The sequence below is a fragment of the Streptomyces sp. NPDC005866 genome, from assembly GCF_040629895.1.
Classification (GTDB): Bacteria; Actinomycetota; Actinomycetes; order Streptomycetales; family Streptomycetaceae; genus Streptomyces.
Map to the genome: position 1 here is coordinate 1 of NZ_JBEXWP010000053.1, position 12464 is coordinate 12464.

Consider the following 12464-nt stretch of genomic DNA (forward strand, 5'->3'; position numbering starts at 1 on the left):
GCCACTCGCAGACGAGTTGCACACCGTACCCGGTGGAGAACCACACCCGCGCCCGCCCGGCCTGCGGCAGGGTGATGCGGTCGACCAGCCCCTCAAGCACGCAGGCGGGCCAGCCGCCGCCGGGTCTGCTCGATCCGCACCGAGGGAGCGATCACCCGGTGCAACTGCTCGGTGGTGGCCATCCGGTACTGCGCCAGCACCCCCAGCGCCAGCCGGTCGCCGCTGCCCACGTCCACGCCGATCATCACGGACCTGCTCGCTTCCCGTACGGTGCGGTGCCGGCCTGCCCGGCGCCGCGCGTACCGGTCACGGCAGCAGCCGGCCCCGACCAGACCATCGACCACGAAGGCCCGACCACGGTCACGAAGCGACAACACCGCCGTGGACCAGGCCCATATCCCTGCCGTAATCCCCGCCGGCAACCGCCCGCGCCTTGTGCCGGGCCTGCCCGTGAATCCGGAGGTCACCATGCTGGTCCGGCTGTGGTCGGGAGGCCGACATCCCCTCTATGCCCCCGAGTCCACGCCCCGCAGCAGGAAGAAAAGGAGGTGGGTGGGTGGGACAGGTCCTGGGCGGCGGGCGAGGGGATCGGGCGCCGCCGGTGTTCCTCGCGCGCGACGGCGCGGCCGCGCGCGACGCCGGACAGTGGGAGAACTCGCCGGTGATCTCGATGCTGTCCTCTCGCAGCTGAGCCCGCCCAAGGTGTGAGGCGGGAGGGTCCCGCCGTGCGAGGGCAGGGGCACGAGGAACAAATCTGCGTGCGCACGGCGCCCCGGTGCCGCCTGGATGCCCGGTCCGGCCCGGGCCGTCTACGCCTCGCGGCGCTGTGCTTCCTCCCGTGTGGGCTGGGACGGGATTCTCGTCGTGAGCGGTGCGATGGGGCGGGTGCTGGTGCGGGGGGCTCCTTCGTAGCGGCTCGGGAAGGGGTATTTGCGGTGCAGGAACCTGCGGATGGCGGCCTGGGCGGCCGGTCTGGCCTCCGGGGGCGTGTCCACGTCGTTGAGGCAGAAGAAGTCGATGTCCTCGCCGGCCGCGAGGCGGGCCAGACGGCGGTGCATGTCCGGTGTGCCCAGTTGGACGTAGCGGAAGCGGTAGTCGGCGGGGACGGCCCGGCCCGTTGCCATCGCCCAGTGATGGTGGAGCGTGGATGCCGGAGCGACGTCGGAGGTGGAGCGGAAACAGGAATAGGACGTCCGTTCGAGTTCCTCGATTCCCAGGCTCTCCATCTCGCGCATCACGGACAGCAGTTGGGGGTGCGGGGTGTGCAGCGACTTGTGCGTGATGTGTCTGCCGTGGAAGCGCCTGATCACCTCGCGGGCGTTCTTGCCGGCGGAGTTCGGGGCCGGTTCGAGTGGGTGCGGGGCGCCTACGCCGAGTTTCAGGGGAGACAGGGGGATGCGGGCGATGCCGTTGCCGTGGAAGAAGTGCTCTGGGTGTACCGGGCGGTTGATGAAGACGTCGTCGTTGAAGTAGAGGTAGTGCTCCGACAGGCCCGGGATGTGGTGCAGGCGGCTCTCTATCGCGTGCGAGTTGAAGACCGGGAGCGCGTCGGGCGGGAGGATCTCCCGGTGGTCGATCACCGTCAGGCCTTCCGCTTCCGGGTCCAGCCAGGACGGGATCTGGGAGTCGGTGACCAGGTAGACGTGCCGGACGAACCCGGCGTACATCTCCAGCGAGCGCAGCGCGTACTTCAGTTCGTCATGGCTGGTGTAGCGGGAGGCGCCGGTCTCGCGCGGAGCGATGACGTTGTCGGAGAGTTCCTGGTGGGCCCGGCGCTTCGCGGCCATCGCCGGGTCGTCCCCGTCCACCCAGGTGTACACGGCGTCGACGGGGAACAGCACCTCGTCGATGCCGGGCTCGGCGAACGGGGCGAACGTCGGGACGGTGCGGCGGCGAACCGCCACCGCCGCCGGTTGCCGCGCCGTCACCGGGAGCACTTCCGCCACGGGGTTGCGGCGCGGGGCGACGAGTGCCGGCCCGAAGACGTCCGGTAGCCGACTGCCGGGCACGGTGAGCCAGGCGGGATCGGTGCCGCCGGCGCTGCCCCCGGCTGAATCCGAGGGGGCGCCGAGGTCCCGGCCGTGCCGCCAGAACTCGATGTCGCACCCCGTCTCCAGGCCGCTGAGCACCTGCCCTACCGGGCCGAGGCGAACCACGCCGGTGCGCAGTACGGCGGCCCGCCGCAGCGCCCGGGGCAGCCTGCCGTCGGCCCACAGCACCGCGGTCGTCACGGCGCCGCCCGGTCCGACGGCGCCGACGTACCCGGCGGTGCCGGCGAAGCGCTGGGCGGCCGGGGCGAGGATCGCGTCGCGGTACGTCTCCTCGACGCCGACGACCTGCCGCGGCGCGCCGTGTCCGTGGTCGGAGGGGACCAGGAAGTAGGGGACGTGCAGCCCTTCCAGGAGGGTGCAGACCCGTTCGAGATCGGCTTCGGCGGCGTCCGCGGCCGTGTAGGCGTCGACCGTACGGCCGTACAGCCGCGTCGGTCCGAAGGTGATCCCGCGCCCGGGGACGGCGGCGCGCAGGCGTCGTCGGGCCCGGGTCGCGCGCAGCGCCCAGAGCTTGGCCGACAGCCAGGCGCACAGGCGCGCCAGCAGGTCCCGGGCGGCGCGCAGGCCCGCGGGCGGCGTGAACGTGAAGCGGTGACGGATGTCCATGCCCCCCAGCCCCCGTCAGTTCTGCTTCTCGACGGGCTTCTCGAAGGGGCTCGCGAAGGGGAAGTAGTCCTCCAGGAACTCGTGCATCCGGACGCCGACCTGCTCCCGCTCCTCCGGCGGCACGTCGACGTCGTTGAGGCAGAAGAAGTCGAAGCGGCGGGTGCGGCGCAGGTCGGCCAGGCGGGCCTCGGCGTCCGGACGGCTGATGTTGACGTACCGGAAGCCGAACCGGCCCGGCACACCGCGGCCGGTCATCAGCGCGTACTGGTAGAGCAGCGGGGCCGTCACAGCGATGTCCTGCGGCGAGCGGAAGCGGGACGCCGTGGTGCGGCCGATGTCCTCAGGGAAGAGGTCCTCCAGGTCCCGCAGGGCCTCGCGCTGCTGCGGCAGCGGGGTGTGCATGAAGTTGTTCGTGGTCATCCGCCCGAACTTCTCCAGCAGCAGCCGGCGGACGTTCTTGCTCGCGGAGTTGGTGGCGGTCTCCTCGGCGTGCGGCTTGCCGATCCCGATCTTGAGCGGGGACACCGGGATTTTCATCAGACCGCTGCCGTGGAAGAAGTGCTCCGCGGTGACCCGGCGGCCGACGAACACGTCGTCGTTGAAGTAGAGGTAGTGGTCCGACAGGCCTGGGATGTGGTGCAGCCGGGTCTCGATCGCGTGCGAGTTGAACACCGGCAGGACGTCCGCCGGGAAGATGTCGCGGTGGTCGACGACCGTGATCCCCGGGGCCGTGTCGTCGAGCCAGTGCGGCTTCTGGCCGTCGGTCACGAGGTAGATGTGGCGGACGAAGTCGGCGTACATGGCGAGCGAGCGCAGTGAGTACTTCAGCTCGTCGTGGCTGGTGTAGCGGGAGGCGTTGGTCTCCTTGTCCAGGATCTCGGCGGTGCCGCGCTCCTGGTGGCGGGCGCGCTTGGCCCGCATCTCCGGCTCCTCGCCGTCCACCCAGGTGTAGACGACGTCGACGGGGAAGGCCACGTCGTTCACGGTCGGCAGGGTGAGCGCGGCGAAGCTCGGCAGCTCCCGGTCGCCGATCCGGACCACGGCCGGTGTCTGCTCGGACGCCGGCAGTACGTCCGTGATGCCGTTGTTCCGGGGTGCGACGAGGGACTCGGCGAAGACGTCCTCGGAGGCCTGCGGCTGGACCGAGGCCAGGCGCCGGGGCCCTGCGGCGGAGGCGAGGAGCTGTGCCCCGTCCTCCCAGAACTCGACGTCGCAGGCGAGTTCCGGGCCGGCGAGCAGCTGGCCCGCGGGGCCCAGGTGGTTCTCCCCGATCCGCAGGACCGGGGCCGTACGCAGCGCGGCCGGCAGGACACCGTCCATGAACAGGGCGGGGTGCCTGAGCTTTCCGCCGGGCAGCGGTCTGCCGATGAACACCGCCTTCCCCGCGTTCTGCGCCTCCAGGGCGGTGAGGAGACGCTCCCGGTCCACGGCATTCACACCGACCGTGTGGCGCGTGCGCGAGGCCGGCACCAGGAAGTAGGGGATGCCGTCCTGCTCCAGCGCGGCGAGGACCAGTCCGAGGTTGGCGGCGGCCGCCTCGGCGGCGCTGAACCGGGTCACGACCCGTCCGTAGAGCTGCTGGCCGCGCACCGCCACCGGGCGGAGCACCGGGTCCGTGACCGCCGCCATGCGGCGCCGCCGCATGGTGCGCAGCTGCCAGACCTTCTCGGCGGCCTTCCGCTCGACTCGCGGTCGCATCCGCCGGGCAAAGGAACGCACGGTCACGTTCTGAACTCCTCTACATCAACCCCTACACACCCTTGTGTTAACCAGACGGACACTTGGGCCGGATGGTTGTAGAAAATTTCTCAGAGAATTAAGGAAACACCGAACGCGCACACAACCACCTCACACCTGGGTGTGCTATAAGCTCACCGGCGGTACGCGGTGACGGCTACTACCGGCAGGATCGCGAGGGCCAGGACGCCGCCGGTGAGGGCGAGGACGGGGTAGCCGGCCGCGGCGACGACGAGGCCGGAGCTCAGGCCGCCCGTGGTGCCGGCGATGGAGACGTCGACCGCCCTCGCCCTGCTCGGGCTCGGCTGGAACTTCGGCCTGGTCTCCGGTACGGATGCCCTCTGCGGCGCATACAGCGTCCTCACGCGGTAACCGAGCCCACTACCACCCTGACAAAAGCGCACGGGTGGACTTGCGGGCGCAGGGGTACGGCCTTGGGTGCGGTTCTTCCGGAGTGAATGTCCTGCTCAGGCGGTGAGGTAGGAACACCGTGTTCCTGTCTGCCAGTTGCCAGATGCCTGTGCCGCGAGGGGGCCGGTATTTACTCAACTCTGCTCCACGTCGACTGAGTTACGTCTGTCTGCATTTGCGGTGAGAGACTGGTGGTTGGCTTTCGCGTGATACGGAAGCCGCAAGGGGGAGTGGCGGGGGACGGAGGGACGCGGTGAGCCGCTGGTACGAGCCGCACATGAGCAGTGGCCCAGACACCAGAAGCCGTGGTGGAGAGAGACGATCGATGCGGCCCGTTCGGCGGGATGGCATCTGCAGACCATCGAAGGTCACACCTGGGGCCGCCTCGTGTGCGACCGGGATGCGGACAAGCCGTGCAAGGTAGTGATCTTCAGTACGGGTACGGGTGGAGAGTCCGCGGCCCTCACCGCTCGCCGGAACATCGAACGCTGTGATCACCACGCCGCTGCAGAAGCTGGGCAGGTTCAGTTCAAGGCGACGGGGCTGCTTGACCGGGCGGAAGCGCTGCTGGAGGCAGCCAGCCGCTGCTTGCAGGCCGCTCATAGCAGCTTGCTCTGAACCTGTCTGACTTCGGATGGCACGAAACTGGCGGACAGGTGATCGCTACCTTCTACACCACATCGCCTGATCCCGTGACGGCCCACAGCGGCCGCGGCACTCAGCATCAAGCGTGTCCTGCCTGAAGCCTCGGTGGAGCGCGTCGATGAGCAGTTCGTCTCGCTCGCCGATATCGCTACACGCGCCGGCCTGAGCCACGAGGCCGTCCGCCTATGGGCAGCCGGGAAGAGGCGTACCGAGGACGATCCGTTCCCAAAGCCACGAGCTCAAGTGGGCCAGGGACGCACTGCGACCAAGATCTGGGCATGGCCCGAGGTACTGGCGTGGCTTAAGGATCACTACCACCTCGACCTCGAACCGGGCACCGCCTATCTCACCACGCAACAGGTGACCCGCCTTAACGCCCTGCTTCAACAGCACCCACAGCCTGGCTGGCAGCCTTTGGCGACGGCCGGTGTCACACGCACGCTTGCAGCAGTGAATGCGGCACTGGGGGAGGACACCTCACCTCGACCAGCAGCGCGGCGCTTTACGTTTGCAGGCACCCAGCAGTGAATTCCGTGGATACCGACGAACCCGCGACCACCTCGCGCAGCGGCGACCTGAAGGATCAGGTCGCCGCACTCCACAGCAGGCTTCATCTCACGGACGTCCGCGTGCAGCGATTGAGAGCAGAAAGCCTGGGAGAACCCCCGTTCGACGTCCACAGCATCCAGATCCACAGTGGCCCGTGCGAAGTACTACTTGAGCCCCCGCGCTTCGCTGCCCGCGTCAACCAGACAGTGGCGCTACGTGACACAGACGATCAGACCCTTGCAGAGGTGGAAGTAGTCCTCATCATTGACTACGCCCTCGATGAAGGCCCGGAGCCCTCCGCAGAGGCTGTCAGCACTTACGTCGAGCACAACACCTACTTCACTGCGCATCCCTATCTGCGCGAAACCCTGCAGAACGCCACTTTGAAGCTTGGACTGGAGCCTGTCATCCTCGGGATCCTAAGCAGGGACCAACCCAGACCCACAGAAGTCGCATTGGTGCGCCGCGCCCCGGCTCCACCCGGCGAAATAAACGGGTGATCCAGCAGCGCGCACGTGTTCCGCCATCACACACAGCGCTGCGCCCAGGCTGATACGACTCCGGAACCTTTTCCGAAGGAAGATGGCGGCCCACCGACTTGTTCAGCCTGGGCATCCAGGCTGTCCTGCGCTCTGTCACCTCCGGCCCGGAGGCTGTGCAGCGGACAGGCCATGCCACCGGCAGCTGCAGTCAGCCCCGCCGCCCAGAAGGAATGCCCGGCCCTCCGGCTGTGTTGTGGAGGGTGTGGTTGTGGAGGGGACAGTGTCCCCGGGCCTCACTTATTGCCCATGGGGACGATCGTTCGGCGATGCCTCGTGGAGCCTTTCGCCGCGTAGGCGACCGCCCTTCACGACCACACACGCGTCGGTGGCCCGCCCCGGATTCTCTTCCGGGGTGGGCCACCTGCTGAGCGGGGGCGACCCCTACCCGGTAATCCCGCTACCAGCGCATGCCGAGGGCGTCGAGATCGTGCAGTGGCTTCACCTGTTCGGGTTACGGGGGCTGTTACGTACTTTCGGGGGCCGGCTCGCCGGACGGAGGCGGCACCGGCCGCCCGGGCGGATCGCTGGGGCCGCCGTTCCGCGGAAACGGCTGGTGACCAACCGTCAATTCGTCATGTTCATCGCATACATGGGTTTTGCAGGCGAGAGTCACGGAAATATCCATGATTCGTCACATGTTTCACGTTTCCTCCACAGCGTCTTCGTGGGCGGGCAGGGTGTGGGTGTGCGGCCGACCCGGCCGCCGACCCGCACAACACACCTCGGCGTCCTGCGACTTCACACCGCAGAGCCCTGGGTGTCGGCCCCGAGAAGGGGGACCTCGTGTCCGTTTCTGCTTCCGCTGATCACGGCCGGCGCCGCGCTTCGGACGCGGTGCCCACGGCGCTCTAGGCGCAGGCACCGGGGCTGGCGGGGCGCCTAAAGGAGGCCGTTGTGGCTGACCAGTTCCGGCGGGTCCTGCAGCCGCGGTCCGGCCGGGGTGCTGTGGCCGGCCTGGGGTGCCGGCTGCCGGGTGCCCGAGGGGTCTGCGGCCGGCGTGAGGTTCCCGCAGCCGGCCAGCCGGCCGGTGGCGAGGAGCAGGCCGGCGACCGGCAGGGCCGGCGCGGAACGGATGCGGGACCGGGTCACGTCTCTCTCAGGGAAACCGAGCTCAGCCGGAATGTAGGAGGAAGGTAGGAGGCGGGACCCCGCCGCTCGGCGTGCCACGCGTACGGAGCGGCGGCAAGACCACTCCGGACAGCGGGGCATCCACACGATGGCGGCAGCGGCCCCGTTGCCCGGACATCCGGACCGGGTTGTCAGATGCTCAGCGCGATCGCGGCGCCGATGCCGCCCAGACCGAGCGCGACGGCGGCCGGGAGCCAGCCGCCCGAACGCCAGGGGAAGAAGCGGTCGAGGGAGAGCCGGCCCGGGCCGATGGCGGTGAGGGCGAGGGCGACGATGCAGATGGAGACGCTGTACTCAACCCCGCCGTTCTGGATCCACAGGCCGTGGGCACCGCTCACGGTCACCATGGCGTTGATCATCACTCCGATGACGGCCGCGGCCGCCAGCGGGGTGAGCAGTCCGACCGCCAGGCCGAGGCCCCCGCAGAGCTCGGAGAGACCGCCGATCACGGCGAAGACCTTGCCCGGGTGGTATCCGAGGGCGTCGAAGCCTCTGCCGGTGGCCGCCAGGCCCGGTCCTCCGAAGATGCCGAACAGCTTCTGCGCGCCGTGACCCGCCAGCAGCAGTCCAAAGGTCAGCCTGATCAGCAGCAGTCCGCCTTCCGCGGCGGACAGCCTGGGCACCGCACCGGCGGCACGCGTCTGACCGGGCGGGCCCGAGGTGGTCCTGGCCGTCGTATCGGCGGGCCTGCGGATCTCCGCCGCGGGGGCGCGTACCTGGGTCAGTGACAGGGCGTGGGTTCGGCCGAGGGGGTGGAAACGCAGTGCACGCATGACAATGCCTTCACTAGTGGGACAACCTGTCCGGCCGCCGTGCGGCAGGCCTCCCCCCGTCATCCAGCATGGCGCCACATCTGCCCCATAATCGGGATAGAAGCCGCTGGCCAAAGAAGCTGCGCGGGCTGCCATCCTCACCGGGTGGCAGCCAGCTGTCAGGTAATGGGTGGGGCTGAGGCTAACGATGGTTCGTCAGCGGCCGTGGTGCCCGTATCCGCCGTGCCCGTACCCGCCGTACCCGCCGTACCCGCCGTGCCCGCCGTGCCCGCCGTGCCCGCCGTGCCCGCCGTGCCCGCCGTGCCCGTACCCGTAGCCGCCGTGCCCGTACCCGCCGTGATCGCCGTGGTAGGCGGTGGGCACGGCCGAGGTCGTCGTGGCGTTGGCCGAGGTGGTCTGTGGGGCTGCCGTGGGTGTGGCCGCCTCGGCAGCACCGGCGCCGACCAGCGCCAGCAGGGGGGCGGCAACGGCGGCGACGGCCAGTCGGCGAACCGTGAGTGTCTTCATAGACATCATTGGTGTCCCTTCAAGGATGTTCAGTTGATCGTTGATCAGCGGGCCCGAGGAGCCAGGCCCTGAGCGCCGGATCTGCGCCACGCCCTGGCGTGCTGCGCCGACGTGTATGACGGGCTCTCAGCAGCGAGGTGCGGTGGATCAGGCGGCGCTCATGTGTGTCGCTCGACGGTGCCGTGGGACCAAAGTCGCGGGCCGACCGGTGGAGGCCGAGGCCGCGGTGCCCGGATCTGCGTTCCGTTGAAACGTCCACTAATCCGACAATCCTTCTAAATCTGGAACGAGTCAAATGAATGGAGCAAAATATACTTTTGTGGGCGATTCGGGTTAGGTGCCTGGTCGTAGGGGAAAGTGGTGCCGCTTGCCGGACCTGGACCGGATCGGGGCACTCACTGCTCACAAGCAGTTCTCGCGGCCATCAGGCGACGGGCCAAACGTTGCCTGGGGCGGCGCTGGTTACCAGCGCATCCCAAGCCGGTCGAGGTCGGCGCGGCGCTGCTGGCTGAGCTTCCCCGCACGGCGGCGGGTGTTGTCGAGGAATGCCCCGAGCTTGATGGGCTCGCCGTCGACGAGTTCCACGTGTCTGCGTGCGGGCCGGAGGTGGCCTTCGCGGGTGTGGAATTGGCGGGCGGCGGTGAGGTTGGTGGTCCACCGGTCGTCCTGGGTACGGCGCGTGCCCGGCACGGCCGCCTCGCCCTCGCCCGTGGGTCCGGCCCCGATTGTCTCCACGAGGTACTGCTGTGCGGGCATCAGCCGGTTCCACCCGGCCCGCTGCCCGGCGATCCAAGCTCCGAGGTCTTCGCCCTGCACGATCAGTTGGCCGGGGCCGGCAGGGAGGGTGCCGTCGGCCTTCACGTGGGCGAGGGTGAGCCGGTAGCAGCGTTGCCAGCCGATCTCCCACGCGGGGCACCAGCCCGGGTCGATCTCTGCCAGAGCCTCCAGACGGGCCTCTGACAGCTCTCCCGTGTACGCGACGCCCGTTTCCCCGGCCTGGCGCCGTTCGGCGTTCTCAGCAGTCTTCCTGGCCCCTGCGCGCTGGTTCTTGGCCCAGGTCCCGATGGGGAAGTTGTCCCCGCCCCACACAGCCGAGGCGGGCGGGAGCAGATGCCCGTGAGCTTCGGCGTACGAGCGGGCGACGGCGAGGCCGGCCTCCCACGCGGACGCCTGGACCGACCAGACCATGCCCAGCGTCTCCAACTCGGCGACGCGGGAGGCCTCCAGCCCCCCGGCCGCGTAGTAGCGGCGCTGATCAGCGATGAACACCCCCAGCGGATGCCCGCCCACACCCGGCCAGTCCTCCGGCGTGACGTACGTGTACGGCACCCGCAGCTCGGCGTTGCCGGTCTCGCGCCGCCACCGGGTGGCCGCCTCGATCCCCCGCCGCCAGTACGCGCCTTCGGGGTCGATGACCCGCAGCCTGACGAACTGGGTGAGCGCAGCCGGGTCCCGCTCCTCACTGAACCTGAGCACCCCGGCCGCCGCCGCACCGACCCGTGCGACGTGCTCCTCCCCGTCGCCCTCGCCCTCGCCCTCGCCCTCGCCCTCGTCGTGGTCCTGGTCGTCGTCCTCGCCCGTCTCCGGACGGGCGTTGCGGACGCGGGGGTCGGCCAACGCCTCGATCGTCTCCGCGTCGTGTGCGCGCAGCGCTCCGAGGATCTTCGCGAGGGTCCCGTAGGCATCAGAGGTGAGCAATTCGTTCTGATCTTCGTCCGGACCGAGGAATACCGGAACGATCAGCGTGGCCAGTTTCCCGACCCCCGGCCGCATCCGCAGGGCGCGCCCGACCATCTGCACGATATCGACCATCGACCCGCGCGCGTCCGCAAAAAGAACCGCGTCACATTCGGCCGTATCAACGCCTTCACCCAAAACCCGAACCGAGGAAAGCACCCGCAATTCCGCACGCACCTCCCGCCCCTCAAATTCCGTCCCTCCGAGGAAATCGGAGGCGAATTCGTCCAGGACCCGACGGCGATGCGCGGGCGCATGCTCGCCGTACAGCCAGTTGGCCCACACCTGGTCGACGGGCGGGAAGGTGTCGGGATCGTCCTCGGCGAGCCGACCGGCCGTCACCGGCACGGCGGCCGCCATCGCCTCCGCCTCACCGATCCGACTGTGGAACGACAGCACCCGCCGGAACCGCTCCTGGGTCGCCGCGCGCATCAAGCCCGTCTGCACGGCCGCCAGCCGCGCCCCGCGCACCGCGTCCGAACCCGTCGCCTCCGTCGTCATGGCCGCGTACAACTCGGGGTCGCGGATGTCCAGGCACAGCACCTGATACGGCGCCACCAAGCCCAGCCGGATGGCCTCTGACAGCTTCAGCTTGTACGCCACCGGCCCGAAGACCGGCGAGTCCTCATCCATCGACGCCACCAGCCGCGGCCGCTCACCCCCCGCCTCCCACACCCGCGCCGTCGCCGTCATGTACAGCCGCCGCACGGCAGGGACTTGGGCCTGGTCGTGCACGGCCGCCCACGGCTTCAGACCATCCCCGCTAGTCCTGTGGGCCTCATCCACCACCATCAGGTCCCACACCGGCAAACCCACAGCGTGCGCCCGCTGGAGCGTGCCCATGCCGACCGAGGCGTATGTCGCGAACACCGTGACAACCTCGGGGCCGGCGGTCCACGCGCCCAGTTCGTCCGGATCGGTCGTGCACGGGACGCCCTGGCTGTCCGCGCCCCGCAGAGAACAGACCCCGATCATCGCCCCGCGACGGCCACCCGAACGCCAGGCCGTGGCCATCTGCAAGAGCAGATCCAGGGTCGGCACCAAAACGAGCACCCGGCGAGCCGAAAGGCGATTCGCCGACTCCACACCGATCAGGGTTTTACCGGACCCGGTAGCCGCGATCACCTGAGTCCGCAGACCCTCGGGCGGGATTCCCTTTCCCGGCTGTTCCGAAAGATTCCGCAGCACCGAATCCACTGCCTCAACCTGGTGAGGACGGAGAATCATGTGTGCCATTCCGAATCCTTTTCCCACGCCATTCACGGCGTGCAGTGAGGGGGTTTTACTTCTGCGGAGCGCCCGGTGTTCTTCCGGGGAGGTACTCAACCATCATCCCAGAATCTATCCACGTACCAGAAATGACGCACACGGCTGGTCGGAAGTGTGGGAAAGTGGTTGACCATGAGCGCTGACATACAGAACACCCCTCCGGTTTCTGCCCCCTGACGCTCCCTCAGGACACACTCGTCCGACGCCCCGTCACCCTCCCTTCCCTGCTTTGCCGTTTGTCCGGACTGGGGCGCGGAGCGCACCGGTCCGGCTGGAATCCGGCGGAGCCGGATTCCGCTGTCGGGCCACGGAGTGGACCGGCAGTCCCGGAACGGAGTTCCGGGTTCATTCCACGCGAAGCGTGGAATCCGTCGCGTAGCGACGGCGCGTCGTGTCTGCGGAGCAGACCGCGCGCCCGGCCGTGCCCGCTCACGACGCGACCGACATCCCCTTCTTCACGGTCGACCCGCCCACCGCCAACGACCTCGACCAGGCGATGCACCTCTCCC

At 69.1% G+C, this 12464-nt stretch carries 11 protein-coding genes; 3 read left to right on the forward strand and 8 right to left on the reverse strand.

The annotated features are described in order from the left end of the window. Positions 1–92 precede the first annotated feature (92 nt). A complete protein-coding gene (locus ABZ396_RS40510; protein WP_358926987.1) occupies positions 93–344 on the reverse strand; it encodes a hypothetical protein in 252 nt (83 codons plus the stop codon). 212 nt (positions 345–556) lie between these two features. Here ABZ396_RS40510 and ABZ396_RS40515 point away from each other — a divergent pair, with 212 nt between their 5' ends. Next, a complete protein-coding gene (locus ABZ396_RS40515; protein ID WP_358926986.1) occupies positions 557–691 on the forward strand; it encodes a hypothetical protein in 135 nt (44 codons plus the stop codon). A gap of 118 nt (positions 692–809) precedes the next feature. Here ABZ396_RS40515 and ABZ396_RS40520 read toward each other — a convergent pair whose 3' ends face one another. The 3 genes from ABZ396_RS40520 to ABZ396_RS40530 all read right to left on the reverse strand — a co-directional run bounded on the left by ABZ396_RS40520 (position 810) and on the right by ABZ396_RS40530 (position 4759). Continuing rightward, complete coding sequence (locus ABZ396_RS40520; RefSeq protein WP_358926985.1) at positions 810–2657, reverse strand: stealth family protein; 1848 nt, start codon at positions 2655–2657, stop codon at positions 810–812. A gap of 15 nt (positions 2658–2672) precedes the next feature. After that, positions 2673–4382 carry a stealth family protein gene (locus tag ABZ396_RS40525; protein ID WP_358926984.1) on the reverse strand — a complete coding sequence of 570 codons (1710 nt, stop codon included), beginning with the start codon at positions 4380–4382 and terminating at the stop codon, positions 2673–2675. Between the two features lie 146 nt (positions 4383–4528). Next, positions 4529–4759 (reverse strand): hypothetical protein, encoded by a 231-nt coding sequence (locus tag ABZ396_RS40530; RefSeq protein ID WP_358926983.1) that lies wholly within the window; start codon positions 4757–4759, stop codon positions 4529–4531. Between the two features lie 796 nt (positions 4760–5555). Between ABZ396_RS40530 and ABZ396_RS40535 the strand changes: the two genes are divergently transcribed. Further along, complete coding sequence (locus ABZ396_RS40535) at positions 5556–5978, forward strand: hypothetical protein (RefSeq protein WP_358926982.1); 423 nt, start codon at positions 5556–5558, stop codon at positions 5976–5978. A 5-nt stretch (positions 5979–5983) separates the two neighbouring features. Then, positions 5984–6499 carry a hypothetical protein gene (locus tag ABZ396_RS40540; protein ID WP_358926981.1) on the forward strand — a complete coding sequence of 172 codons (516 nt, stop codon included), beginning with the start codon at positions 5984–5986 and terminating at the stop codon, positions 6497–6499. A 921-nt stretch (positions 6500–7420) separates the two neighbouring features. On the opposite strand, the gene ABZ396_RS40545 is transcribed toward ABZ396_RS40540, so the two are convergent. The 4 genes from ABZ396_RS40545 to ABZ396_RS40560 form a co-directional block, all read right to left on the reverse strand. Further along, the gene (locus ABZ396_RS40545) at positions 7421–7630 is read right to left on the reverse strand and encodes a hypothetical protein (protein WP_358926980.1); all 210 of its coding nucleotides are present in this window, start codon (positions 7628–7630) and stop codon (positions 7421–7423) included. 170 nt (positions 7631–7800) lie between these two features. Next, a complete protein-coding gene (locus ABZ396_RS40550; protein ID WP_358926988.1) occupies positions 7801–8292 on the reverse strand; it encodes a DoxX family protein in 492 nt (163 codons plus the stop codon). 345 nt (positions 8293–8637) lie between these two features. Beyond that, a complete protein-coding gene (locus tag ABZ396_RS40555) occupies positions 8638–8949 on the reverse strand; it encodes a hypothetical protein (protein WP_358926979.1) in 312 nt (103 codons plus the stop codon). Positions 8950–9411: 462 nt separating this feature from the next. Then, complete coding sequence (locus ABZ396_RS40560) at positions 9412–11922, reverse strand: Helicase associated domain protein (RefSeq protein ID WP_358926978.1); 2511 nt, start codon at positions 11920–11922, stop codon at positions 9412–9414. Positions 11923–12464: the final 542 nt, after the last annotated feature.

What these genes read in the sequence shown, in the direction of transcription:
- ABZ396_RS40560 (WP_358926978.1), bottom strand. Translation starts at nt 11,922, where the DNA reads ATGGCACACATGATTCTCCGTCCTCACCAGGTTGAGGCAGTGGATTCG.
- ABZ396_RS40520 (WP_358926985.1), bottom strand. Translation starts at nt 2,657, where the DNA reads ATGGACATCCGTCACCGCTTCACGTTCACGCCGCCCGCGGGCCTGCGC.
- ABZ396_RS40555 (WP_358926979.1), bottom strand. Translation starts at nt 8,949, where the DNA reads ATGAAGACACTCACGGTTCGCCGACTGGCCGTCGCCGCCGTTGCCGCC.